Below are 25,817 nucleotides of genomic sequence, written 5' to 3' on the forward strand. Positions count from 1 at the left end.
CTCGGTCTACCAATGCATTTCGTTGAATAGGGCCTGAAAGGATCGCGCATGTTTGAAAACCTGACTGACCGTCTCTCGCAGACGCTGCGCCATGTAACCGGCAAGGCCAAGCTGACCGAGGACAATATTAAAGACACCCTGCGTGAAGTGCGCATGGCGTTGCTGGAAGCCGACGTGGCCTTGCCGGTGGTGAAGGATTTCGTCAACTCGGTCAGGGAACGCGCGGTCGGCACCGAAGTGTCGCGCAGCCTGACCCCGGGCCAGGCCTTCGTGAAAATCGTCCAGGCCGAACTCGAAAGCCTGATGGGCGCAGCCAACGAAGACCTGAACCTCAGCGCCGTGCCTCCGGCCGTTGTGCTGATGGCCGGCCTGCAAGGTGCGGGCAAGACCACCACCGCCGGCAAGCTGGCGCGCTTCCTCAAAGAGCGCAAGAAGAAGTCCGTGATGGTGGTGTCGGCCGACGTATACCGTCCGGCGGCCATCAAGCAGTTGGAAATGCTCGCGGGCGAAGTGGGCGTGACCTTCTTCCCGTCGGACCTGAGCCAGAAGCCGGTCGACATTGCCAACGCGGCCATTAAAGAAGCCAAGCTGAAATTCATCGACGTGGTCATCGTCGACACCGCCGGTCGCCTGCACATCGATGAAGAGATGATGGGCGAGATCAAGGCGCTGCATGCCGCGATCAACCCGGTCGAGACGCTGTTCGTGGTCGACGCCATGACCGGCCAGGATGCCGCCAACACCGCCAAGGCCTTCGGTGACGCGCTGCCGCTGACCGGCGTGATCCTCACCAAGGTCGACGGCGACGCCCGTGGCGGTGCCGCGCTGTCGGTACGTGCCATCACCGGCAAGCCGATCAAGTTCATCGGCATGGGCGAGAAGAGCGACGCGCTCGAGCCGTTCCACCCCGAGCGTATTGCCTCGCGAATCCTCGGCATGGGCGACGTGCTCAGCCTGATCGAGCAGGCCGAAGCCACGCTCGACAAGGACAAGGCCGACAAACTGGCCAAAAAGCTGAAGAAGGGCAAGGGCTTCGACCTCGAAGACTTCCGCGATCAGCTGCAACAGATGAAGAACATGGGTGGCCTTGGCGGGCTGATGGACAAGCTGCCGAACATCGGCGGCGTGAACCTGGCGCAAATGGGCAACGCCCAGGGCGCGGCAGAGAAGCAGTTCAAGCAGATGGAAGCCATCATCAACTCCATGACCCCGGCCGAGCGCCGCGACCCTGAGCTGATCAGCGGTTCGCGCAAACGCCGGATCGCCATGGGTTCCGGCACCCAGGTGCAGGACATCGGTCGCTTGATCAAGCAGCACAAGCAGATGCAGAAGATGATGAAGAAATTCTCCGCCAAGGGCGGCATGGCCAAGATGATGCGCGGCATGGGCGGTATGTTGCCCGGCGGCGGCATGCCCAAGATGTAAAGAATTCGAGCGCGAGCCCAGCTTGCGCTCCGACCCGCAGGGATGCGGGATCTCCAGCAAACCCGCCATTGGCGGGCGCTGACCTGCCGTTTTAACCGACGGCTCTATAGCAGATCTGAATGGCACGCGGGTAGGCGCCGGAAAAAGACATTTGCAAAAGTCCGGATATTCCTTAGAATATGCGGCCTTTCGGGCACCTATGCCCGCTGTGCATTTAGATTTGCAGCACCGACTACAGGAACGATGTTCACATGCTAACAATCCGTCTTGCCCTTGGCGGCTCCAAAAAGCGCCCGTTTTACCACTTGACCGTAACTGACAGCCGCAACCCACGTGACGGCTCTCACAAGGAACAAGTTGGCTTCTTCAACCCGATCGCTCGCGGTCAGGAAGTTCGTCTGTCCGTGAACCAAGAGCGCGTAGCCTACTGGCTGAGCGTTGGTGCACAGCCATCCGAGCGCGTTGCCAAGCTGTTGAAAGACTCGGCTAAGGCCGCAGCCTGAGCAATATGAACGCGACGCCAACTGTTGCTGATGATTTGATCGTTATCGGCAAGATTTACTCTGTTCATGGCGTTCGCGGCGAAGTGAAGGTGTATTCCTTTACTGATCCGACTGAAAACCTGTTGCAGTACAAAACCTGGACGCTCAAGCGCGAAGGCAGCGTGAAACAGGTCGAGCTGGTCAGTGGACGCGGGAGCGACAAGTTCCTGGTCGCAAAGCTCAAGGGTCTTGATGATCGTGAAGAAGCTCGTCTTCTGGCTGGTTATGAGATCTGCGTGCCGCGCAACCTGTTCCCTGAATTGACCGACGGCGAGTACTACTGGTACCAGCTGGAAGGTCTGAAGGTTATTGATCAACTCGGGCAACTGCTCGGGAAAATCGATCATCTTCTGGAAACCGGCGCCAATGATGTAATGGTGGTCAAGCCTTGCGCTGGCAGCCTGGATGATCGCGAACGCCTGTTGCCCTATACCGGGCAGTGCGTGTTGGCCGTCGACCTCGCAGCGGGCGAGATGAAGGTGGAATGGGACGCGGACTTCTAAGCGTGGCTAATTTGCGCATTGAAGTGATCAGTTTGTTTCCCGAGATGTTCTCCGCCATCAGCGAGTACGGCATCACCAGTCGGGCGGTGAAACAGGGGCTGTTGCAGCTTACCTGTTGGAACCCGCGAGACTACACGACGGATCGACATCACACTGTGGACGATCGCCCATTTGGCGGTGGCCCGGGCATGGTGATGAAGATCAAGCCCCTGGAAGACGCGTTGGCCCAGGCCAAGGCTGCCGCCGGGGAGAAGGCGAAGGTTATTTACCTATCCCCTCAAGGCCGTCAGCTGAAACAGGCTGCGGTAGGCGAACTGGCGAATGAGGAGGCACTGATCCTGATTGCCGGTCGCTATGAAGGCATTGACGAGCGTTTTATTGAAGCTCATGTCGATGAAGAGTGGTCGATTGGGGACTATGTCCTGTCTGGCGGCGAGCTGCCGGCGATGGTCCTGATAGATGCGGTTACACGACTGCTGCCTGGAGCTTTAGGGCATGCGGACTCCGCGGAGGAAGATTCCTTCACGGATGGTTTGCTGGATTGCCCGCACTACACCCGTCCGGAGGTGTATGCGGATCAGCGTGTTCCCGACGTATTGCTAAGTGGCAATCACGCACACATCCGGCGTTGGCGTTTACAGCAGTCCCTTGGTCGGACCTATGAACGACGCGCCGATCTTCTGGAAAGCCGCTCGCTTTCTGGAGAAGAGAAGAAGCTGCTCGAGGAATACATCCTCGCGCGGGACGATAGTTAACAACGTATCGATGGTAGGTCCATTGACTTACCTTAGGAGCACAGCATGACTAACAAAATCATCCTTGCACTCGAAGCAGAGCAGATGACCAAAGAGATCCCTACCTTTGCCCCGGGCGACACCATTGTCGTTCAGGTGAAAGTGAAGGAAGGCGACCGTTCGCGTCTGCAAGCGTTCGAAGGCGTGGTAATCGCCAAGCGTAACCGTGGTGTGAACAGTGCTTTCACTGTTCGTAAAATCTCCAACGGTGTTGGCGTAGAGCGTACTTTCCAGACCTACAGCCCGCAAATCGACAGCATGGCTGTGAAACGTCGCGGTGACGTACGCAAAGCCAAGCTGTACTACCTGCGTGACCTGTCCGGTAAAGCAGCTCGCATCAAGGAAAAACTGGCTTAAGTCCAGCTTCCCGATGCAGAAAAAAGCAGCCTGCGGGCTGCTTTTTTGTGCCTGCGATTTGTGCCGTACGCCCTCAGGCCTGACCAGGCTGAATGACTGCCAATAATGTCCATCCCGCCAGCGGTTTCATATCGCTCTCTGGCGTGACCACATGCACCCAGCCGCTGTTATCGCGGGCAAACAGCAGCGTCGCCCGTTCCCCATGCAGTGCCTGATAGTCGCTCCAGCCAAACCCATCGGTCAGTTGCGTGGTATACAGCTCGGCGCCTTGCCCCAGCAGGCTGGCGAGCTTGGTGTAGCTCAGCGGCTGGCTGCCCAGCAAGTGCCCACGGTGCTCGCCGCTGGCCCGGTGCTTGTCGGTGCGACGGCTTTCCTGGCTGTTGGCCAAGGCGAACAGGCGATGCCCGAAGTCATGACGAAAGCGCATGGTGGCCAGGGTATTCAATTCGCCGGAAGGGGACAGCGCGAGCAAATGCCCGAGACCGACCAGGTCCAGATGGGACTCGGCATGCTGTGATGCCGGGTTGCCGAAGTAGGTCGGCAGCCCTTCCATGCGGCTGGCGCGAATGTTTTCCCAGCTTGAATCGGTCAGCAGCACTCGGCTGCCCAACTGTTGCAGGGCTTTGCCGAGGATGCGGGCCGGAGCGTTCGCGCCGACGATCAGAAAGCCGCTAGGCGCGGGCTCGGCCACTTTCAGCAAGCGCGCCAGAGGACGCGCAGTCGCGCTTTGCAGCACCACCGTGCCGATAATCACCGCAAACGTCAGCGGCACCAGCAACAACGCACCTTCGTGGCCTGCCTCATCCAGGCGAATCGCAAAAATCGCCGACACCGCTGCGGCCACAATCCCGCGCGGGGCGATCCAGGCCAGCAGTGCGCGTTCGCGCCAGCTCAGTTTCGAGCCGACGGTCGACACAGCAACGTTCAGCGGGCGCGCAATGAACTGAATGATCAGCAGCAGAATCAGCACAAAAGGCCCCAGGGCGATCAGTGCGTTCAGGTCCAGGCGCGCCGCCAGCAGGATAAACAAGCCGGAAATCAACAGGACGCTGAGGTTCTCCTTGAAGTGCAGGATGTGCCGCACGTCCACGCCCTTCATGTTGGCCATCCACATGCCCATCAGCGTCACCGCCAGCAGGCCGGATTCATGCATGACCTGATTGGAGGCGATGAACACCCCCAGCACCGCCGCCAGGGTGGCCAGGTTATGCAAGTATTCCGGCAACCACTGGCGGCGCATCACCAGGCCCAGCACCCAGCCCCCGGCAATCCCGAACAGGCTGCCGCACAGGATGACGCCACCAAAGGTCAGCAGGCTGTGACTCAAGCCATCGCCCGAGGCGCTGGCGATGATAAAGCTGTAGACCACCACGGCCAGCAGCGCGCCGATGGGGTCGATGACAATGCCTTCCCAGCGCAGGATGTTGGCGATGGACGCCTTGGGGCGTACCACGCGCAACATCGGCACGATGACGGTCGGGCCTGTGACCAGCGTCAGGGTGCCGAACAGCAGTGCCAGCATCCAGTCGAAACCCAACAGCCAGTGGGTTGCCAGGGTAATCACCGCCCAGGTCGTCAGTGCGCCAAGGGTCACCAGTCGGTGAACCACGCTGCCGATTTCCTTCCATTCCGACAGATGCAGCGTCAGGCTGCCCTCAAACAGGATCAATGCCACGGCCAGCGACACCAATGGCATCAGCAACGGGCCGAACATTTCCTGCGGATCGAGCCAGCCAAGTACCGGCCCCGCCAGGATTCCGCTCAATAACAGAAACAGAATCGCCGGCAATTTCAGGCGCCAGGCCAGCCATTGGCAACCGAGCGCGGCCACACCGATACCGCCGAAAGCCAACAAGATCTGTTGTTCGTTCATTAAAGCTTCCTGTTCCTAGAAGTAGCGGGCTATGAAAGACTAGTGGCCCTTGCCACAGTTCACTAAATAAAAGGGCGCCGAGCCCCGTGCCGCGTCGCTTGAGTAACCATGCCCGCCATTGACCACCCCCTGATCGACCGCTTCCTTGACGCCCTTTGGTTGGAAAAAGGCCTCTCCGACAACACGCGCCAGGCTTACCGCAGCGACCTGGCCCTGTTCAACGGGTGGCTGCAGGAGAAAAACCTGGAGTTGATCAATGCCGGGCGCGAGCTGATCCTCGATCACTTGGCCTGGCGCCTCGAGCAACATTACAAGCCGCGATCCACCGCGAGATTTCTCTCCGGTGTGCGTGGCTTTTATCGCTACCTGTTGCGTGAAAAGCTCATAGCAGTCGATCCAACTCTACAAGTGGATATGCCGCAATTAGGTAGGCCTCTTCCTAAATCCTTGTCGGAAGCTGACGTGGAGGCTCTGTTGGCCGCGCCGGATCTCAGTGAGGCCATCGGCCAGCGCGACCGCGCCATGCTGGAAGTGCTCTACGCCTGCGGCCTGCGGGTCACCGAGCTGATCAGCCTGACCCTGGAGCAGGTCAACCTGCGCCAGGGCGTGTTGCGGGTGATGGGCAAGGGCAGCAAGGAACGCCTGGTGCCGATGGGCGAGGAGGCGATTGTGTGGGTCGAGCGTTACCTGCGCGATGCGCGTCACGAACTGCTCGGTGGTCGTCCCAGCGATGTGCTGTTCCCCAGCCTGCGCGGCGAGCAGATGACCCGCCAGACCTTCTGGCACCGGATCAAGCACCAGGCCAAAGTGGCCGGGATCGACAAGTCCCTGTCGCCGCATACCTTGCGTCATGCGTTCGCCACCCACTTGCTCAACCATGGCGCGGATCTGCGCGTGGTACAGATGCTGCTCGGCCACAGCGACTTGTCCACCACCCAGATCTACACCCATGTGGCACGGGCGCGCTTGCAGGAGATGCACGCCAGGCACCATCCACGCGGCTGAAAAATCCCGATTTTTCCGGCTGCGGGCTGCCCTGCGGCCCAACTGTGGTAGGCTTTGTCGGTTCGCAAAGGCGACGGTCCACACCCTGGTTTCCAATCGGCGTGGCGGCCCCCGTCCCTGCATCTGCCTTCAGGAGTTACCATGCGCTTGACCCAGATTATTGCCGCCGCAGCCATTGCGTTGGTTTCCACCTTTGCCGTCGCCGACGATGCGGCCGAGCAGGCCATTCGCAAGAGCCTGGTCAACCTGCAACTCGATACCCCCATCGAAAGCATCAGCGCCAGCCCCATGGCCGGTCTGTACGAAGTCAAGCTCAAGGGCAGCCGCGTGCTGTACGCCAGTGCCGACGGCCAGTACATCGTCCAGGGCTACCTGTTCCAGCTCAAGGACGGCAAACCGGTCAACCTGACCGAGAAAGCCGAGCGCCTCGGCGTGTCCAAGCTGATCAACGGTATTCCGGTGGCGGAGACCGTGGTGTACCCGGCCATTGGTGAAACCAAGACCCACATCACCGTGTTCACCGACACCACCTGCCCGTACTGCCACAAGCTGCACGCCGAAGTGCCGGCGCTGAACAAGCTCGGTGTGGAAGTGCGCTACGTCGCGTTCCCGCGCCAGGGCCTCGGTTCGCCGGGTGATGAGCAGTTGCAGGCGGTCTGGTGCTCGGCCGACAAGAAGGCGGCCATGGACAAGATGGTCGATGGCAAGGAAATCAAGGCGGCCAAATGCGCCAATCCGGTTTCCAAGCAGTTCGCCCTGGGCCAGTCCATCGGCGTGAACGGCACACCGGCCATCGTTTTGGCCGACGGCCAGGTGATTCCGGGCTACCAGCCGGCACCACAAGTTGCCAAACTGGCACTGGGTGCCAAGTAAGCATTAATCGTCGAGCCTTTGACGAGCATGGTCCGCCGAACCGTCGGCGGGTCATTAATTGAGAGCCGCAGTTGTGCGGCGGTGTTCCACGGCCGACCTCGCGTCGGCCGTTTCATGGGGAGTTTTCAGTGAAACCGGTCAAAGTAGGCATCTGTGGGTTAGGGACCGTCGGTGGCGGCACCTTCAACGTACTTCAGCGTAACGCCGAAGAAATTTCCCGCCGTGCAGGGCGCGAGATTGAAGTGGCGCAGATCGCCACGCGTTCGCCAAAGCCTCAGTTCGAAACGACCGGTATTGCGATTACCAACGATGTGTTCGCCGTGGCCACCAACCCTGACATCGATATTGTCATCGAGCTGGTAGGCGGCTATACCGTGGCCCGCGAGCTGGTGCTCAAGGCCATCGAGAACGGCAAGCACGTGGTCACCGCCAACAAGGCGCTGATCGCCGTGCACGGTAACGAAATCTTCGCCAAGGCCCGTGAGAAGGGCGTGATCGTAGCGTTCGAAGCAGCCGTGGCCGGCGGCATCCCGGTGATCAAGGCGATTCGTGAAGGCCTGTCCGCCAACCGCATCAACTGGGTGGCCGGCATCATCAACGGCACCGGTAACTTCATCCTGACCGAAATGCGCGAAAAGGGCCGCACCTTCGAAGACGTGCTGGCTGAAGCCCAGGCCCTGGGTTATGCCGAAGCCGACCCGACCTTTGACGTGGAAGGTATCGATGCGGCGCACAAGCTGACCATCCTGGCGTCCATCGCCTTTGGCATCCCGCTGCAGTTCGACAAGGCCTACACCGAAGGCATCACCAAACTGACCACCGCCGACGTGAACTACGCCGAAGCCCTGGGCTACCGCATCAAGCACCTCGGTGTGGCGCGCAGCACCCCGGCCGGTATCGAATTGCGTGTGCACCCGACACTGATCCCGGCCGACCGCCTGATCGCCAACGTCAATGGCGTGATGAACGCGGTGATGGTCAACGGTGACGCCGCCGGCTCCACCCTGTTCTACGGCGCCGGTGCCGGGATGGAGCCGACCGCTTCGTCGGTAATCGCCGACCTGGTGGACGTGGTTCGCGCCATGACCAGCGACCCGGAAAACCGCGTGCCGCACCTGGCCTTCCAGCCGGATTCGCTGTCGGCCCACCCGATCCTGCCGATCGAAGCCTGCGAAAGTGCCTACTACCTGCGCATCCAGGCCCAGGATCATCCCGGCGTGCTGGCCCAGGTGGCGAGCATCCTGTCGGAGCGCGGGATCAACATCGAGTCGATCATGCAGAAGGAAGTCGAGGAGCAGAACGGCCAGGTGCCGATGATCCTGTTGACCCACCGCGTGCTCGAGCAGCATATCAACGATGCCATTCGGGCTCTTGAAGCGCTCCAGGGCGTGGTAGGGCCGGTGGTCCGTATCCGCGTCGAACATTTGAATTAATTCAGCTGCAAGCGGTTAGCTGCAAGCTGCAAGTAAAAGCCGATTCGCTCTAACTTGCCGCTTGTAACTTGAAGCTTGAAGCCCAAACCGAAGGTTTGCCCCTATGCGCTATATCAGCACCCGCGGCCAGGCACCGGCCCTGAATTTCGAAGACGTTCTGCTGGCGGGCCTTGCCACTGACGGCGGCCTGTACGTGCCGGAAAACCTGCCACGCTTCACCCAGGAAGAAATCGCTTCCTGGGCCGGCCTGCCGTACCACGAGCTGGCGTTCCGGGTGATGCGCCCGTTCGTCACCGGCAGCATTCCGGACGCGGATTTCAAGAAGATCCTGGAAGAGACGTACGGCGTGTTTTCCCACAGCGCCATTGCGCCCCTGCGCCAGTTGAACGGCAACGAGTGGGTGCTTGAGCTGTTCCACGGCCCGACCCTGGCGTTCAAGGACTTTGCCCTGCAATTGCTGGGTCGCCTGCTCGACTACGTGCTGGAAAAGCGCGGCGAGCGCGTAGTGATCATCGGCGCTACCTCCGGCGATACCGGTTCGGCGGCCATTGAAGGCTGCAAGCACTGCGAAAACGTCGACATCTTCATCCTGCACCCGCACAAGCGCGTCTCGGAGGTGCAGCGTCGCCAGATGACTACCATTTTCGGTGAGAACATCCACAACATCGCCATCGAAGGCAACTTCGATGACTGCCAGGAAATGGTCAAGAACAGCTTCGCCGACCAGAGTTTCCTCAAGGGCACGCGACTGGTGGCGGTGAACTCGATCAACTGGGCGCGGATCATGGCCCAGATCGTCTACTACTTCCACGCCTCCCTGCAGTTGGGCGGCCCGGCGCGCTCGGTGTCGTTCTCGGTGCCGACCGGCAACTTCGGCGACATCTTCGCCGGCTACCTGGCGCGCAACATGGGCTTGCCGATCAATCAGTTGATCGTCGCGACCAATCGCAACGACATCCTGCACCGCTTCATGAGCGGCAATCAGTACGTCAAGGAAACCCTGCACGCCACGCTGTCGCCGTCCATGGACATCATGGTCTCGTCGAACTTCGAACGCCTGCTGTTCGACATGCACGGGCGCAATGGTGCAGCGTTGGCCGAACTGATGAGCAGTTTCAAGCAAGGTGGCGGTTTCAGCGTCGAGCAGGAGCGCTGGACCGAAACCCGCAAGCTGTTCGACTCCCTGGCCGTGGACGATGCGCAGACCTGCGAAACCATCGCCGAGGTCTACGCCCAGACCGGCGAGCTGCTCGACCCGCACACGGCCATCGGCGTGAAGGCCGCCCGCGAGTGCCGTCGCAGCCTGGATATCCCGATGGTGATCCTTGGCACTGCGCACCCGGTGAAATTCCCCGAGGCAGTGGAAAAGGCCGGTGTTGGCAAGGCGCTGGAACTGCCGCAGCACCTGGCTGATCTGTTCGAGCGTGAAGAGCGCTGCACGGTGTTGGCTAACGACCTGAAAGCGGTGCAGGCGTTTGTCAGCCAGCATGGCAATCGGGGCAAGCCGCTGTAAGGCATACCGCGTAGACAAAAACGCCGCTTTCCCTTCCCAGGGGCAGCGGCGTTTTTTGTTTGTGGCAGGCCCGGAAACACGGTGTTTATTGAAGCAATTTAATAGCCACCCCAGTGATTGAAGCAATTGTTGCGACCACGGCCATTGCTACGCCCATGGGGTACCAGAAAGTTTCGCAATTTATCTTCAGTGATTCCGACTTGAGCTTGTCCTGCTCAGCCTGCATACGTGATATTTCGGCATAGATGCGCCGTACATCGGCATGCATCTTCTCCATCGACGCTTGCTGTTCATTCTGTTCCAACATCATCTTCATCCTTCGCAATAAGGGCCTTATGACATGCACTCTGCCTGCACGGCGGAGTGATCAGCGCTCACCGAGTATAGGATTCACTTTTGGCCTGCGCGCCCGGCGCACCCCAAAACCGCAACCCATTGCGTAAGCAGTTATGTGCCTCCGTTTTTTACCTGTCATGTTGCAAGCGCATGCTGGATACGTCATCCCCGCACAACCCTTGAAAGACGAAAAAGCGAACTTTCCTACGTTACGACCAGTCACTTAGGAGAGATGCAGCACCCGTTGAAACGATTGTTCCCGAACTATTGAGTGGTGATCGAGATGGAAAGTATCAGCCTGTTGCTCGAAGAAGCACTGAGCCCTTATCTGGTTACGCTGACCACCTCTGGTGTGCAGGGCGAATGCCTGGTGACCGTGAAGAACCCCGGTGGCGCCATCATGGTCGAGCGCGAAGTCAACCGCGCTCAGTTGACCGACAAACGCGCGTTGGTGGATGTGGTGGATTGCCTGCTGCGTGATTTGAAAATCGCTGAAGGTCGACTCGAGCCCTCGGTCATTGCAGCCCTGCGAAACGCCGCCATGACACGAACCCCTGCCTGCGCATGAAGAATTATTTATCCTTCGAAACTTCCTACAACACGGCCGGTCAGAGTTTGTAACAGCAAGAGCAAACATTGTGCTCCGGTGTTTGTGGCTTGTTGTACTGGTCTTTGTAGATCACGTTTAACCCCGAGTTGTCTCCCCACTCCTCGGGGTTTCTTTTTGCCCGAAATTTGGCACTGCGGCGCGCTCAGATCGCGCCATCCGTACGCAAGCGGGCGATGGCCGCCGCGTCATAGCCCAGGGCGTTGAGCAGCACACCGTTGTGCTCGCCCAATTGCGGACCCACCCATTCACAGCTGCCTGGCGTATCCGACAGCTTGGGCACGATGCCGGGCATCTTGAAATCCTTGCCGCCCGGCAGTTGCGCGCTGAGGAACATCTCCCGGGCCAGGAATTGCGGGTCGCCCAGCATGTCCTCGGCACTGTAGATGCGGCTGGCGGGCACTTGGGCCTGGTTCAACTGCGCCATGACCTGCTCCAGCGGCAGAGCGTTGACCCAGCGATCGATCACCCCGTACAGCTCATCGCGGCGGCTGTCACGCCCGTCATTGCTGGCAAGCGCCGGGTCGTTCGCCAGGTCGTCGCGGCCGATGGCGGCCATGAAGCGCTTGAAGATCGCGTCGCCATTGGCGCCAATCTGCACATGTTTGCCGTCGGCGCTGGTGTGGATCGAGGAGGGCGTAATACCGGGCATGATATTGCCGGTGCGTTCGCGAATGAAGCCGAACACATCGAACTCGGGAATCATGCTTTCCATCATGGCGAAAATGGCTTCGTACAGCGCCACGTCGACCACCTGGCCGAGGCCGCCGTTGACTTCACGATGACGCAGGGCCATCAGCGCGCCGATCACCGCCCACAGCGCGGCAATCGAGTCACCGATGGAAATCCCGGTGCGCACGGGCGGGCGGTCTTCGAAGCCGGTGATGTAGCGCAGGCCGCCCATGGACTCGCCCACCGCGCCAAACCCCGGCTGGTCTTTCATCGGCCCGGTCTGGCCGAAGCCGGAGAGGCGCACCATCACCAGCCTTGGGTTCAGTGCGTGCAGGGTTTCCCAGCCCAGGCCGAGCTTTTCCAGCACGCCGGGGCGGAAGTTTTCGATCAGGATGTCGGCGTCGGCGAGCAATTGCTTGAGGATCGCCAGGCCATCCGGGTGCTTGAGGTTGAGGGTCAGCGACTGCTTGTTGCGCGCCTGCACGAACCACCACAGCGAGGTGCCTTCATACAGTTTGCGCCATTTGCGCAGGGGGTCGCCGCCGTCCGGGGATTCGACCTTGATCACTTCGGCGCCGAACTCGGCGCAGATACGTGAGGCAAACGGGCCGGCAATCAGGGTGCCGAGTTCGATGACTTTCAGGCCGGCAAGCGGTTTGGCATTAAGCGACATGGGGATCCTTGAGCGCGCGGGACGGTGACGTACTGCTTTTTAACATAGGCGGGCAGCCTGGATGCAGCGCAGTATTCGTTGATTGGCCTCGCCATCGGTTAGACTGGCCGTCTTTCCCTGTCTCCAGAGCCCGTTCATGGCCCAGCCGTCCACGACCTACAAATTCGAACTCAACCTCACCGACCTTGACCGTTCGGTGTACGAGAGCGTTAAACAGACCATCGCCCGCCACCCTTCGGAAACCGAAGAACGCATGACCGTGCGCCTGCTGGCCTACGCCCTCTGGTACAACGAGCAGTTGGCGTTCGGCCGTGGCTTGTCGGATATCGACGAGCCGGCCCTGTGGGAAAAGAGCCTGGATGATCGGGTGCTGCACTGGATCGAAGTCGGCCAGCCGGATGCAGACCGCCTGACCTGGTGCTCGCGTCGCACCGAACGCACCAGCCTGCTGGCATACGGCAGCTTGCGGGTGTGGGAAGGCAAGGTGGTGCCGGTGGCGAATAACCTCAAGAACGTGCACATCGCTGCCGTGCCGCAGGAGATTCTGGAGGTGCTGGCCAAGGACATGCCGCGCGTGATCAAGTGGGATGTGATGATCAGCGAAGGCACGATCTTCGTCACCGATGACCGTGGCCAGCATGAAGTGCAGTTGCAATGGCTGGTGGGCGGGCGTGATTGAAAAAAATGTGGGAGGGGGCTTGCCCCCTCCCACATTTGATCTTGTTGAATTTTGAATTGTTGTTTATCCGTTGAATCAGTAGAGAAGTCATCACCCCCCGTATGCGTATCGATCCCCGTCCCTTGCCCGCCGTCCTGCCATTCCTCGGTGAATTGCCACCGCTGCTGACCCGTCTCTACGCCGCGCGCGGGGTGCAATCGGAAGCCGAGCTGGACAAGAGCCTGGCGCGGTTGATTCCGTATCAGCAGCTCAAGGGCATCGATGCCGCCGTCGACCTGTTGGTGACGGCGCTGGAGCAGCGCCAGCGGATCCTGATCGTCGGTGACTTCGACGCCGACGGCGCCACCGCCAGCACCGTAGGCACACTGGGCCTGCGTTTGCTCGGTGCGGCCCATGTCGATTACCTGGTGCCCAACCGTTTCGAATACGGCTACGGCCTGACGCCGGAGATCGTTGCGGTGGCGCTGCAGCGCGAGCCGCAGTTGCTGATCACGGTGGACAACGGTATCTCCAGCGTCGAAGGCGTGGCGGCGGCGAAGGCGGCGGGGCTGAAGGTGCTGGTGACCGATCACCACTTGCCGGGCGACGAACTGCCGGCGGCGGACGCGATCGTCAATCCGAACCAGCCAGGCTGTACGTTCCCCAGCAAGGCACTGGCCGGTGTGGGCGTGATCTTCTACGTACTGATGGCCCTGCGCGCGCGTTTGCGCAGCCTGGGCTGGTATGACAACAGCCCGCAGCCGAACATTGGTGAACTGCTCGACCTGGTGGCCCTGGGCAGCGTCGCCGACGTGGTGCCGCTGGACGCCAACAACCGTATCCTGGTGCATCAAGGGTTGGAGCGTATCCGCGCCGGTCGCGCACGGCCGGGGATCAAGGCGATCCTCGAAGTGGCCAAGCGCGATCATGCCCGCATCACCTCCACCGACCTGGGCTTCATTCTCGGCCCACGGCTCAATGCGGCCGGGCGCCTGGACGATATGAGCCTGGGCATCGAATGCCTGCTGACCACCGATGTTGCCGCAGCGCGGGAAATGGCCGCACAACTGGACGGCATGAACCAGGACCGCAAATCCATCGAGCAGGGCATGCAGCGCGAAGCCCTGGCGCAACTCAAGGATTTGCCGGTGGAGTCAATGCCGTACGGCTTGTGCCTGTTCGACCCGGAGTGGCACCAGGGGGTGATCGGGATTCTGGCGTCGCGCATGAAAGAGCGTTATTTCCGTCCCACCATCGCGTTTGCCGATGCCGGTGATGGCCTGCTCAAAGGCTCCGGGCGTTCGGTACAGGGCTTTCATATCCGTGACGCGCTGGCGGTGGTTGCCAGCCAGCATCCTGACTTGATCAGCAAATACGGCGGTCACGCGATGGCGGCGGGGCTGACTCTGCCCGAAGCGAACTTTCCCTTGTTTGCCGAGGCTTTCGATGCCGAGGTGCGTCGGCAACTGCGCGAAGAAGACCTCACCGGACGCCTGCTCTCCGATGGCACCCTGGCGGTGGAAGAGTTTCACCTGGAACTGGCCCGTGCACTGCGCCATGCCGGCCCGTGGGGGCAACACTTTCCCGAGCCGTTGTTTCACGGTGTGTTTCAGCTGGTGGAACAGCGGGTAGTGGGCGAGCGGCACTTGAAGGTGGTACTCAAGAGCGAGTGCGGGGCGGTGAAGCTCGATGGCATTGCGTTTGGGGTAGACCGTGAAGTCTGGCCTAACCCGACCGTGCGCTGGGTGGAGTTGGCCTACAAGCTGGATGTGAACGAGTTTCGTGGGAATGAAACGGTGCAGTTGATGATTGCGCATATCGAGCCGCGCTAAGTCTTAGCCACACCACAAAGCAAATGTGGGAGGGGGCTTGCCCCCGATAGCGGTAGACCAGTCACAACATCATTGACTGACACCCTGCTATCGGGGGCAAGCCCCCTCCCACATTGGGTTTTGTGTATAGCCTGGGATTACTCGGTCTTGGCCTGGTGCTTGACGATGATATCCACCAACCGCTTGGCCAGCGCCGGGTAGTTCTCATCGAAGTGATGCCCGCCCGGCAGCTTCATGGCTTCGCCCACGGCGGTCTTGTCGGTGCAGCCGCTCTCGTCGACTTCTTCCGCGCCATAGATGCACACCACTTTCTCGGGGGGCAGCTTGGCCATTTCCGGGCCGGTCGCGGCTTCCTTGCCGGCATTGCCCAGCCAGCCTTCCACTTCAATTTCGAAGCTGCCGGTGCGGGCGAAGGCCAGCAGGATGATCGCGTCGACCCGTTGCTGTTCGTTTGCCGGCATCCGGTTGTAGATGGCCGGCAGGACGTCGGCACCGAACGAATAACCGGTCAGCACGAAGCGCTTGGTGCCCCATTTCTGCCGGTAGTGCTGCATCAGTTCGGTCAGGTCCTTGGCGCTTTGTTCCGGGGTTTTGTGCTGCCAGTAGTAGCGCAGGGTATCGATGCCGACCACCGGGTAGCCGATCTTCGCCATTTCGCCGGCCACGTCACGGTCCAGGTCACGCCAGCCGCCGTCCCCGGAGAGGAACAGGGTCACGGTGTCCTTGGCCTGGCCGGCCGGCACTTCCACTACAGGGATCGCCAGGCCGCCGTTGTCCGAACCTACCAGCTGCTTGCGCAGCTCGTTGTTCAGCACTTGCGGGTAATGAATGTCGTAGTCGCTGATGCTGGTGGTGGCGCGCGGTGTGTCACGTACGAAGCTGGCGCTTTCATCGTCGGGGTTATCATTCCAGGCCACCAGCCAGTTGCCATGGGCGGCGGTTTTCGGCAGCGGGTCGTTGCAGCCTTCCTGTTTCAGGGCGAAGCCGACGGAAATGGCGTTGGCCTTGTCGTCGCTCTGTGTGGCCAGCCAGCGCCAGGCGAGCGCCGCGCCAGGGCCGATGCCGCTGACCAGGGTCGCCGGGCCTTTAAGCTGGGCCAGGGCGCTTTGCAGCGCTTGCTCCTGCAGCTTGCAGTCATCCTTGGGCAGGATCACCTGGACGAGCTGCGCCGAGCCACCCTGGCTGAGGGCGATCAGTTGGCTGTCGGTCAGGGTTGCGTCGGCCATCACGGCCACTGCCACGCGGGCCTTTACCGTGCCGGCAGGGCTTACGCGGGTCATCACCGAGCCATCGGCCTGGGGCATCTGCTCCAGGGTCGGCTGTGGGGCGGGGCGGTTCCAGTACCAGTAACCGCCGCCCAGGACCAGCGCGAGCAGCACTACAACAGCCAATACATACCGCCAGGAGCGTCGAATCATCAGCGTTTCACCAATCCAGTCAAGCCGCCCGCGATCAGGGCGGCGGTATCGGCCAGTGCCACCAGCGGATCAAGTCCTGCGGGCACGGCCATGTAACGGGGTTCCCAGTCAGGCTGGAACTTGTCTTTGAAGCGGCGCAAACCTTGGAAGTTATACAGTTGCTCGCCACGGCGGAACACCATCGAGCCCAAGCGTTGGGTCAGTGGCGCGCCACGCCGGGGTTGCAGGCCCGACAACGGCACCATGCCGAGGCTGAAGCGTGCGTAGCCGTGGTTCTTATAATGTTGAATCAGGCCGACCATCATGAATTCCATGGTCAGCTTCGGTGCGTCCGGGTGGGCGCGCATCAGGTCGAGACTGGCCAGGTCATGGTTGTACGTCTCGAGCAGGTTGGCGAAGGCCACCGGCCGCCCTTCGAAGCGAATGATCGCGATACGGAAGTGCTTGAGGTAGTCGTCGCTGAAGCGGCCCAGGGAGAAGCCTTTTTCGCGCACATTCTTACCGGTAAGCCAGGCGTCCGAGATAACTTTTAATTCATCCATCGGCGCCGTGCCCGGCTCGCAGATCTCCAGGGACAGACCGTCGCGGGTGCCGCGGTTCCAGGTGTAGCGCAAATCCTTCATTTCTTTGCCCTTGGCTTCCAGGTCAAAGCGTTTCAGGTCGACGCGGGCTTCTTCGCCCAGCTTGATCGCGGTGAGTCCGATATCCATGTAGTACGGCAGGTTCTCGGCACGCACTTGATAGAACACCGGCCGTGCGTGGTGGATGTCGCACAGGTCGCGGAACTGCCAGATCATCTCGGCGCGCGGCTGGGTCGGGCCGATCGGATCATACAAGGCCACCAGGCTGCGCCCGCGCCGGGCATACATCAGGAAGGCTTCGTCATTGGGGTGGAACAGCAATGCCTTGTCGCCGGTCAGCGCCAGGCCGCCGTCGGGTTGGGACGAGGCCATCAGGATTTTGGAGGCGCGTTCGAGTTCGTCCGGGGTCGGCAGATGGATGACCGGGCGCGCGGTACGCAGCAGCCAGGTCAGCGACACGATCACCAGCAGGACGGCGGCGCCCAGCAACGAACGCAGGCCGCGCGGGGCGTTGGCGTCGAGGGTGAACTGCCACCACAGTTGATGACTGTAGGGCACGTCCTGGTAGGCGAACAGCAGCAGCCAGATCGACGCGCCCAGCACACACACGCTGGCCACCAGGTACAGCGGCGAGAAGGGCAGTTCGGTCAAGCGACTGGCGCGGTAGAACGAGCGTCGGAAGATCGCCAGCAGCACAGCGGTCATGGTCATCAGGCTGGCTTCTTCCCAGTCGAAGCCCTTGAGCAGCGAGAGCAGGGCGCCTACCAGCAGCAGCACCATGGTCAGCATCCAGGCCGCCGACAAACGTCGACGCAAGCCTTGGGCCAGCAACAGGCACAGCACGCCGATCAGGCTGGCGCCGAAGTGCGACGCGTCAATCAGGCGGTGGGGAATCAGGAAGCCGATGTTTTCCAGGCGTGAATCGATCTCCGGCGTGGCGCCGGAAAACAGCAGGACCACGCCGGACAAAAAAACCAGTACGGCCAGCACCGGTGCCGCAAGGCCGGAGGCGACGCGCAGGCTCTGCTGGGTCTGGAACAGGCGCTGGGCCTCGTTGACCAGCAGGAAGATACAGGCGATCAACAGCGGCAACACCACATAGATCATCCGGTACAGCAGCAGGGCGGCGGCCAGTGGCGCAGCGCCGAGTTTGTCGGCGAAGGCCGCCAGCAGGATCGCTTCGAACACCCCCACGCCACCCGGTACATGGCTGAGCACGCCGGCGGCGAGGGCCAGCAGGTACACCAGCAGGAACGGGCCGAAGGGCGGCGCTTCCGGCAGCAACATATACAGAACCGTGGCGGCGGCGGCGACATCCAGTGCGGTGATGATCAACTGCAGGAACGTCAAGCGACGGCCCGGCAGGCGCAGGGTGCGGCGCCCGGCCTTGACCAGCAGGTTATCCGGGTAGGGTTGTTCCGGCAGGCGGCGGCGATAAATACCGATACACAACATGGCCGACAACAGCAGCACGGCACCGGCAACACCGCCGAGCAGGCTTTGCGACAAATGCAGGTAGGTCGAGGCCGCCGGCAGGTTACTCAGCGTGGCCAAAGCGGCCAGGGGAGGGAGCGCGCAGCCCAGCGCCAGACTGGCGAACACGGTCATGTGGGCGACTTCCGAAGCACCGATGCCGTGACGTGCATATAGACGGTAGCGCACCGAGCCGCCCGAGAGCATCGACAAGCCAATGGCGTTGCCGATGGCAAAAGCGGTGAAGCCCCCCAGTGCCAGGGTCTTGGCGGGCAGTTTTACGCCAGCATAACGTGCGCCGGAGAATTCATAGCCCAACAGAATGATGAAACCGGCCACCGCCGCCGCAAATGCGCCGAGCAAGGCAGGCTTGGGCACTTCCAGGATCGAGTCGTGGAGGGCGTAGAGATCGAGTTCCAACAACAGATGTCGGCAGGCGATCAGGGCAATGGCAAACAGCAGCAAGGTCACGGCCAGGCCGATGGGCTGACGGTATTTGCTCAACAGATCCAGCCAACGCAAACGGGTGGGAGGGATCGGTTGTTCCGCTGTGACAGTGTCTTGTGGTTCAGACGAGTTGGCGCGCATCAATCACCTCGTGGATTGTGCGCGACAGGATGGGGGTATCCAGCCAAGTTACCAATCCCTATGGACAAAATAATTACAAATATTAACGCGGATCACCGAGTGCGGCGACTGCGGCCATTGGTCGTAGAGGGTAGCGCTTGAGCATAGCGCATAGCGTGCAATGAGATGGACTCTGCAAACCGTCTACGGTTTCATGAAAGATGCCATGCCATTGTTTCAGAAGAACTTTTTTACCGGATACAAAAAAGGCCACTCTTTCGAGTAGCCTTTTTTGATGTTTGGTTGCGGGAGCCGGATTTGAACCGACGACCTTCGGGTTATGAGCCCGACGAGCTACCAGACTGCTCCATCCCGCGTCTGTGGGCGGCATTCTACAGTCCAGCGCCGAGGTGTCAACCGTTAATGCGGCAATGGCTCAAATAAGTGGGTTTTATTCAAAATCAAGGCCTTGGCACCGCCCATTGTAGGAGCGAGCTTGCTCGCGAAGAGCGTCAACGATAACGCAGCGTTTCAGTAGCCAGCGGTGTCTTGAGTTTTTCGCGAGCAAGCTCGCTCCTACAAGGGGAGGGGTAAAAACAGGCGCGCACAAAAAAGGCCACTCTTTCGAGTAGCCTTTTTTGATGTTTGGTTGCGGGAGCCGGATTTGAACCGACGACCTTCGGGTTATGAGCCCGACGAGCTACCAGACTGCTCCATCCCGCGTCTGTGTGTCGGCATTCTACAGAGGAACGCGAGTGTGTCAACCCTAAAATCGAACAAAAGCGCTTGTGGTTCAATTGGTTAGCTCTCCAAGGCAGGTGTCGAAAGGGCGCCGGGCCAGTCAGGCCAGGGCTTCCAGCTCTATTGGAAGGTTGAATTCGATTGAGAAAACCAATTCATCTGAGATATTTCCTACCGCTCGGACGGAAGATTCAAACTACTGGTGCTATATACAGGGGTGAATGCGATACTGGCCACCCGTTGGTTCACACCCCGTTTATATGACGCAGCGCAAAATCATCCACGTCGACTGTGATTGCTTCTACGCCGCCATCGAGATGCGCGATGACCCGAGCCTGGCGCAAAAGCCCCTGGCTGTCGGTGGCTCGGCGGACCGGCGCGGGGTGATCGCTACGTGCAATTACGAAGCGCGGGCTTACGGGGTGCGCTCGGCGATGTCATCGCGTCACGCATTGAAGCTGTGCCCGGACCTGACGATCGTCAAGCCGCGTATGGATGCCTATAAAGAAGCGTCGAAGGAAATCCAGACGATCTTTCGTGACTACACCGACCTGATCGAGCCGTTGTCGCTGGATGAAGCCTACCTCGACGTCTCCGACAGCCCGCACTTTGGCGGCAGTGCCACGCGCATCGCCCAGGACATTCGCCGGCGTGTGTCCAATCAGTTGCACATCACCGTGTCCGCGGGCGCTGCGCCCAACAAGTTTCTGGCCAAGATCGCCAGCGACTGGAAGAAACCCAACGGCCTGTTTGTGATTACCCCGGACCAGGTCGAAGAGTTCGTCTCGCAGTTGCGGGTGAGTAAATTGCACGGTGTGGGCAAGGTCACCGCCGACAAGCTGGCGCGCCTGGGCATTGAGGATTGCCTGCAACTGCGCGAGTGGAACAAGCTGGCGCTGGTGCGCGAATTCGGCAGTTTCGGTGAGCGTCTCTGGAGTCTTGCCCGTGGGATCGATGACCGCGTGGTGCAGAACGACAGCCGGCGGCAATCCATCAGTGTGGAAAATACCTACGATGTGGACCTGCCGGATCTTTCAAGCTGCCTGGCCAAGCTGCCTGAGTTGCTGGAAACCCTGGCGGGGCGCATGGCGCGTATCGACAGCAGCTACCGGGCAGGCAAGCCGTTTGTGAAGGTCAAGTTTCATGACTTTACCCAGACCACCCTGGAGCAGGCCGGGGCGGGGCGGGATCTGGAGAGTTATGAGCAGCTGATGACCCAGGCATTTAACCGTGGGGGTAAGCCGGTGCGGTTGTTGGGGATTGGGGTGAGGTTGCTGGATTTGAGCAGTGGTAACGAACAGCTCGAGTTTTCCTGGTAGAACCCAGGATAAAAAAATGTGAGAGATTCAAATGTGGGAGGGGGCTTGCCCCCGATTGCAGTGTGTCAGTCAGTACATCTGACACTGACACTCCGCTATCGGGGGCAAGCCCCCTCCCACATTTGGATCTTTGAACGGTCTGAAAACTCAGCGCGCGCCGGGATCTGCGACGAGTCGCCCCGCATCCTTGGCCAGTGCCTGCAAAAACTCCTGCTGCAATTCCGGATCGTTGCGCGTCAGTTCAATCAGGCTTTGCTCCAGTTCGCTGGCTTCTTCTTCCAGGCCCAGCTCCGAGAGGCGCTTGACCCGGTGCACCCACTGGTTGACTTCGTCGTCTTCCAAATCGTCATAGATCAGGCCATGGGCTTCCAGCAATTTGCCGCGCAGGGTGTTGCTGACCGCCAGCGTAGAATCCGTGTGCACATCGTCCTGGCCGTCTTCCACGCTGATCTTCAAGGTGGTGATGCGGTTCAGGTCCTGCTCGGCAAACGGACTGTCCAACAGGTTCAGGCGCAGCACGCCGTCGCGATCGGTGGTCAGTTCATGGGTTTGTTTGCCGGCGGTGACCTGTACCGGGCGTTCGCTCCAGGGCAGGCTCGAATATTCCAGGCGCTTGTCACGCTGCACTTCATCGATAGCCGCGAGGTTCTGTTGCGCACGTCCGTGGGATTGCACGTTCATGAACGGGTTGATGCCGTCCACGCCGTAGCTCAGCCAATCGCGCGTCATGCTCGCAGGCAGGTTGCCGAGGGCGAAGATATTCGCCACATTGGCGCCCGCGCCGGCCACCAAGGCAACGGCACCCAGTGGCATCTCATAGAGTTTGCGCCAGGGCTGGTAGGGTGTGTAGCGGTCGTAACGCCGTGTGACTTCGAATTCGGTGACCTCGAACGTCTTCTGTTCGTGAATCCGAACCCGGCGTTGCGGCAGCTCCAGCACTTTCGGCTCGCCGACATCGATCTGCAGGCTGTGGTCGAGCAACTTGCGCTCGACCCGCTCCTCGTGCTCACTGCGTTGCGACATCTGGTTGGCGCAGCCGCTGACCAGCAGGGCGCCGCACAAGGCGGCGCCCCCCAGGGCTCTGGTGTTTCGCTTGAACATGACTTCTCTTGATCTGGTTTTCAGCGACGAATACGCGCCTGAAGGAAAGACAGCACGTCAGCCACCGGCAACGGTTGGGCTTCGGCTTCGGTCCGGCTCTTGTATTCCAGATTGCCATCGGCCAGGCCGCGGTCACTGACCACGATCCGGTGCGGGATGCCAATCAGCTCCATGTCGGCGAACTTGATGCCCGGGCTGGTTTTCTTGTCCCGGTCATCAAGCAGCACTTCAAAACCGGCGGCCGTCAGTTCGGCATACAGTTTGTCGGTGGCTTCGCGTACTTGCTCGGTTTCATAGCGCAACGGCACCAGCGCCACCTGGAACGGCGCCAGGGCGTCGCTCCAGATGATGCCTTTCTCGTCGTTGTTCTGCTCGATGGCGGCGGCGACCACACGGGAAACGCCAATGCCGTAGCAGCCCATGTCCAGGGTGATCGGCTTGCCGTTCTCGCCCAGCACTTCGCACTTCATCGCCTTGCTGTACTTGTTGCCCAGCTGGAAGATGTGCCCGACTTCGATGCCGCGCTTGATCTCCAGGGTGCCCTTGCCATCCGGGCTCGGGTCGCCGGCCACGACGTTACGCAGGTCGGCCACGGTCGGCACCGGCAGGTCGCGCTCCCAGTTCACACCGAAGTAGTGCTTGTCGTCGATGTTGGCGCCGATACCGAAGTCGCTCATCAGTTCGACCGAACGGTCGATGATGATCGGCAGCGGCAGGTTCAGCGGGCCCAGGGAGCCGGCGCCGGCGCCAATGGCGTCGCGCAGTTCGGCATCGCTGGCCATGACCAGCGGGCTGGCCACGCCAGGTTGCTGGGCCGCCTTGATTTCGTTGAGCTCGTGGTCGCCACGGATCACCAGGGCGATCAGCTTGCCTTCTTCTTCGGCGTGCACGATCAGGGTCTTGATGGTCTTTTCAATCGGCAGATTGAATTTCTCCACCAGGGCCGCGATGGTCTTGGTGTCCGGGGTATCGACCAGGCGCAGCTCTTCAGTCGGAGCCGGGCGCGAGGTTTCACGCGGTACGGCTTCGGCTTTTTCGATGTTCGCCGCGTAGTCCGAACCATTGCTGAACGCAATGTCGTCTTCGCCGGATTCGGCCAGCACGTGAAACTCGTGGGAGCCGGCACCGCCGATGGAGCCGTTGTCCGCTTCAACCGGACGGAATTTCAGGCCCAGGCGCGTGAAGATATTGCAGTAGGCCTGGTGCATGCGGTCGTAGGTCGCCTGCAATGACGCCTGGTCGGCGTGGAACGAATAGGCGTCCTTCATGATGAATTCACGGCCGCGCATCAGGCCGAAGCGTGGGCGGATTTCATCACGGAATTTGGTCTGGATCTGATACAGGTTCAGCGGCAATTGTTTATAGCTGCTCAACTCGTTGCGCATCAGGTCGGTGATGACTTCTTCGTGGGTCGGGCCGGCGCAGAAATCGCGGCCGTGACGGTCCTTGAAGCGCAGCAGCTCGGGGCCGTACTCTTCCCAACGTCCGGATTCCTGCCACAGTTCAGCCGGTTGGGTGCTCGGCATCAACACTTCCAGAGAGCCGGCGGCGTTCATTTCTTCACGAACGATGGCTTCGACCTTGCGCATCACCTTCAAGCCCATGGGCAGCCAGGTGTACAGGCCCGAGGCCAGTTTGCGGATCATGCCGGCGCGCAGCATCAGCTGATGGCTGATCACAACCGCGTCGGAAGGCGTTTCTTTCTGTGTGGCGAGCAAATATTGACTGGTACGCATGGTAGGCCGTTGTCGGTTGCTTGGACTTGAAATGACTTGGGATTGTACGGGCGGTTGCCGCTGGAGTACAGGCGTGACATTGCCGGGGATCTGACCGGCTATGGAAGTTCCAAATGTGGGAGGGGGCTTGCCCCCGATAGCGGTGTGTCAACTGCAAGATACTCAGCTGTTCCACCGCCATCGGGGGCAAGCCCCCTCCCACATTGACCGAGGCGTGTCAGTCTTCGACGGGGGGATTCAGCCGAATCCGCCGGTTCTCCTGGAACCAGTGCAGCGCAATCAGGAACAGCGTCGGCAACCCCAGCAGGCAGGTGATCATGAAGAAGTTGTGATAGCCGAACTTCTCCACCATCACCCCCGAATACCCGCCGATCAGGCGCGGCAGCAACAGCATGATCGAGCTGAGCAGGGCGTATTGGGTGGCGGAGAACTTGAGGTTGGTCAGGCTCGACAGGTAAGCGACGAACGCCGATGTGGCCAGGCCCGAGCTGAAGTTATCCAGGGAAATGGTGACGATCAGCATCTGCAGGTCGGGGCCCATGTCGGCGAGCATCACAAACAACAGATTGGTGCCGGCCGAGGCCACGCCGCCGATGAACAGGATCGGCAGGATCCCGAACCGCACGATCAACAGGCCACCCATACCGGCGCCGACCAGGGTCATGATCAGGCCGAAGATCTTGCTGACCCCGGCGATCTGGTCCTTGGTAAAACCCTGGTCGATATAGAACACGTTGGCCATCACGCCCATGACGGTGTCGGACATGCGGTAGGTGGCGATCAAGCCGAGCAGCAGCAACGCCTGCCAGCGATAGCGCAGGATGAAGTCGTTGACCGGCGTCAGCACCGGCGCCAGGCCACGTCGGCCCATGGCGGAGAGACACATTGCAGTGAGCAGGATATAGAGGATGGCGCGCAGGAACGCGCGGTCTTCCATCAGCAATTCCCACAGGCTCACGCCCTGGAACAGCACGCTGGCGAAGTCAGTGTTGTATAGCTGGGTAAACATCGCCGGCACAGACACCAGCAGCACGATCAGCACGAACACCGACACCAGCTGATGCGCGAAGCTGTAGCGCCCGGCCTGCAACTGGGTGCGCAGCGGCACGTTGGGCTCGCGCATGAACAGCGTGGTGAGCAGTGCCGGGACCATCAGCACGCCGAACAGCACATAGGTGCCGGTCCAGGCCGAATGCTTATAGTTGAACCCGGTGGAGCCGAAGCCTTCGGCAAAGAACAGTGCACCGGCCGTGGCGAGCAGGGCGGCGATGCGATAACCGGACATATAACTGGCAGCCAGGGCCGCCTGGCGGCTGTCGTCGGCGATTTCCAGGCGATAGGCATCGACGGCGATGTCCTGGGTGGCCGACGCGAAGGCCACGACGACGGCAATGGCGATCAGCCAGGACAAGTGTTTTTGCGGGTCACAAAAGCCCATGCCGATTAATCCGAGGATCACCAGCGACTGGGCGAGCACCAGCCAGGAACGTCGGCGCCCGAGTTTTCCGAGCAATGGCAGGCGCCATTGGTCGAGCAGCGGCGACCAGACCCATTTGAAGGCGTAGGCCAGCCCGATCAGGCTTGCATAACCGATGGTCTCGCGGGCAACGCCGGCTTCGCGCAGCCACACCGACAGCGTCGAGAACACCAACATATAAGGCAGGCCGGCAGCGAAACCGAGCAACAACAGCACTAACGTCGAGGGGCTGGCATAGGCGGCGAGCGCGGCGCGCCAGGTTTTACGGGGCATGGGCTGGAGTCTGCCTCAGATTTGCGGAAACAAAG

At 60.7% G+C, this 25,817-nt stretch carries 21 protein-coding genes and 2 tRNA genes; 13 read left to right on the forward strand and 10 right to left on the reverse strand.

Translation table 11 applies throughout. The features are described from left to right. The first annotated feature begins 48 nt into the window (after nt 1–48). The 5 genes from ffh to rplS all read left to right on the forward strand — a co-directional run bounded on the left by ffh (nt 49) and on the right by rplS (nt 3,621). The gene (gene ffh / locus BFP89_RS21835) at nt 49–1,425 is read left to right on the forward strand and encodes a signal recognition particle protein (RefSeq protein ID WP_065887523.1); all 1,377 of its coding nucleotides are present in this window, start codon (nt 49–51) and stop codon (nt 1,423–1,425) included. Nucleotides 1,426–1,676: 251 nt separating this feature from the next. After that, complete coding sequence (rpsP, locus tag BFP89_RS21840; protein ID WP_003238923.1) at nt 1,677–1,928, forward strand: 30S ribosomal protein S16; 252 nt, start codon at nt 1,677–1,679, stop codon at nt 1,926–1,928. Between the two features lie 5 nt (nt 1,929–1,933). Continuing rightward, a complete protein-coding gene (gene rimM, locus BFP89_RS21845; RefSeq protein WP_057723919.1) occupies nt 1,934–2,470 on the forward strand; it encodes a ribosome maturation factor RimM in 537 nt (178 codons plus the stop codon). Beyond that, the gene (gene trmD / locus BFP89_RS21850) at nt 2,452–3,225 is read left to right on the forward strand and encodes a tRNA (guanosine(37)-N1)-methyltransferase TrmD (RefSeq protein ID WP_170876018.1); all 774 of its coding nucleotides are present in this window, start codon (nt 2,452–2,454) and stop codon (nt 3,223–3,225) included. Before rimM ends, trmD begins: the two co-directional genes overlap by 19 nt. Before the next feature lie 45 nt (nt 3,226–3,270). Then, on the forward strand, nt 3,271–3,621 hold the full coding sequence (gene rplS, locus BFP89_RS21855) for a 50S ribosomal protein L19 (protein ID WP_003175895.1): 351 nt from the start codon (nt 3,271–3,273) through the stop codon (nt 3,619–3,621). Between the two features lie 73 nt (nt 3,622–3,694). Here the strand turns inward: rplS and BFP89_RS21860 are convergent, their stop codons facing one another. Beyond that, nucleotides 3,695–5,494, reverse strand: coding sequence for a cation:proton antiporter (locus BFP89_RS21860; protein ID WP_065887524.1), 1,800 nt, complete (start codon nt 5,492–5,494; stop codon nt 3,695–3,697). A 108-nt stretch (nt 5,495–5,602) separates the two neighbouring features. Here BFP89_RS21860 and xerD point away from each other — a divergent pair, with 108 nt between their 5' ends. From xerD to thrC, 4 genes are all read left to right on the forward strand, one after another. After that, nucleotides 5,603–6,499, forward strand: coding sequence for a site-specific tyrosine recombinase XerD (gene xerD, locus BFP89_RS21865; RefSeq protein WP_065887525.1), 897 nt, complete (start codon nt 5,603–5,605; stop codon nt 6,497–6,499). A 141-nt stretch (nt 6,500–6,640) separates the two neighbouring features. Then, a complete protein-coding gene (locus tag BFP89_RS21870; protein ID WP_057723916.1) occupies nt 6,641–7,372 on the forward strand; it encodes a thioredoxin fold domain-containing protein in 732 nt (243 codons plus the stop codon). Between the two features lie 128 nt (nt 7,373–7,500). Next, a complete protein-coding gene (locus tag BFP89_RS21875; protein WP_065887526.1) occupies nt 7,501–8,805 on the forward strand; it encodes a homoserine dehydrogenase in 1,305 nt (434 codons plus the stop codon). Nucleotides 8,806–8,908: 103 nt separating this feature from the next. Further along, nucleotides 8,909–10,318 (forward strand): threonine synthase, encoded by a 1,410-nt coding sequence (thrC, locus tag BFP89_RS21880; protein WP_065887527.1) that lies wholly within the window; start codon nt 8,909–8,911, stop codon nt 10,316–10,318. A gap of 85 nt (nt 10,319–10,403) precedes the next feature. Here the strand turns inward: thrC and BFP89_RS21885 are convergent, their stop codons facing one another. After that, the gene (locus BFP89_RS21885; RefSeq protein WP_065887528.1) at nt 10,404–10,625 is read right to left on the reverse strand and encodes a hypothetical protein; all 222 of its coding nucleotides are present in this window, start codon (nt 10,623–10,625) and stop codon (nt 10,404–10,406) included. A gap of 312 nt (nt 10,626–10,937) precedes the next feature. Between BFP89_RS21885 and BFP89_RS21890 the strand changes: the two genes are divergently transcribed. Next, on the forward strand, nt 10,938–11,222 hold the full coding sequence (locus BFP89_RS21890; RefSeq protein WP_065887529.1) for a DUF3509 domain-containing protein: 285 nt from the start codon (nt 10,938–10,940) through the stop codon (nt 11,220–11,222). Nucleotides 11,223–11,406: 184 nt separating this feature from the next. Here the strand turns inward: BFP89_RS21890 and BFP89_RS21895 are convergent, their stop codons facing one another. Continuing rightward, complete coding sequence (locus BFP89_RS21895; protein ID WP_065887530.1) at nt 11,407–12,606, reverse strand: CaiB/BaiF CoA transferase family protein; 1,200 nt, start codon at nt 12,604–12,606, stop codon at nt 11,407–11,409. A 136-nt stretch (nt 12,607–12,742) separates the two neighbouring features. Here BFP89_RS21895 and BFP89_RS21900 point away from each other — a divergent pair, with 136 nt between their 5' ends. Then, nucleotides 12,743–13,285 carry a YaeQ family protein gene (locus BFP89_RS21900; protein WP_065887531.1) on the forward strand — a complete coding sequence of 181 codons (543 nt, stop codon included), beginning with the start codon at nt 12,743–12,745 and terminating at the stop codon, nt 13,283–13,285. A 101-nt stretch (nt 13,286–13,386) separates the two neighbouring features. Next, nucleotides 13,387–15,096, forward strand: coding sequence for a single-stranded-DNA-specific exonuclease RecJ (gene recJ / locus BFP89_RS21905; RefSeq protein ID WP_065887532.1), 1,710 nt, complete (start codon nt 13,387–13,389; stop codon nt 15,094–15,096). A gap of 137 nt (nt 15,097–15,233) precedes the next feature. Here recJ and BFP89_RS21910 read toward each other — a convergent pair whose 3' ends face one another. From BFP89_RS21910 to BFP89_RS21925, 4 genes are all read right to left on the reverse strand, one after another. Then, nucleotides 15,234–16,514: a virulence factor family protein gene (locus BFP89_RS21910; protein ID WP_065887533.1), complete on the reverse strand. Its 1,281-nt coding sequence runs from the start codon at nt 16,512–16,514 to the stop codon at nt 15,234–15,236. Continuing rightward, entirely contained in the window at nt 16,514–19,156 is a 2,643-nt protein-coding gene (mprF, locus tag BFP89_RS21915) for a bifunctional lysylphosphatidylglycerol flippase/synthetase MprF (protein WP_065887534.1), read from the reverse strand. The genes BFP89_RS21910 and mprF overlap by 1 nt, the downstream gene beginning before the upstream one ends. Nucleotides 19,157–19,435: 279 nt before the next feature. Further along, nucleotides 19,436–19,512: transfer RNA gene (locus BFP89_RS21920), tRNA-Met, on the reverse strand. A 269-nt stretch (nt 19,513–19,781) separates the two neighbouring features. Beyond that, nucleotides 19,782–19,858: transfer RNA gene (locus BFP89_RS21925), tRNA-Met, on the reverse strand. 278 nt (nt 19,859–20,136) lie between these two features. Here BFP89_RS21925 and dinB point away from each other — a divergent pair. Then, nucleotides 20,137–21,195, forward strand: a complete 1,059-nt coding sequence (dinB, locus tag BFP89_RS21930) for a DNA polymerase IV (RefSeq protein WP_065887535.1) — start codon at nt 20,137–20,139, stop codon at nt 21,193–21,195. 147 nt (nt 21,196–21,342) lie between these two features. Here dinB and BFP89_RS21935 read toward each other — a convergent pair whose 3' ends face one another. From BFP89_RS21935 to BFP89_RS21945, 3 genes are all read right to left on the reverse strand, one after another. Then, nucleotides 21,343–22,296 (reverse strand): hypothetical protein, encoded by a 954-nt coding sequence (locus tag BFP89_RS21935; RefSeq protein ID WP_065887536.1) that lies wholly within the window; start codon nt 22,294–22,296, stop codon nt 21,343–21,345. Nucleotides 22,297–22,316: 20 nt separating this feature from the next. Beyond that, nucleotides 22,317–24,032, reverse strand: coding sequence for a proline--tRNA ligase (locus BFP89_RS21940; protein WP_065887537.1), 1,716 nt, complete (start codon nt 24,030–24,032; stop codon nt 22,317–22,319). 217 nt (nt 24,033–24,249) lie between these two features. Beyond that, nucleotides 24,250–25,782, reverse strand: a complete 1,533-nt coding sequence (locus BFP89_RS21945; protein WP_065887538.1) for an AmpG family muropeptide MFS transporter — start codon at nt 25,780–25,782, stop codon at nt 24,250–24,252. Nucleotides 25,783–25,817: the final 35 nt, after the last annotated feature.

It is taken from the genome of Pseudomonas sp. 31 R 17 (assembly GCF_900004915.1).
Lineage (GTDB): Bacteria > Pseudomonadota > Gammaproteobacteria > Pseudomonadales > Pseudomonadaceae > Aquipseudomonas > Aquipseudomonas orientalis_A.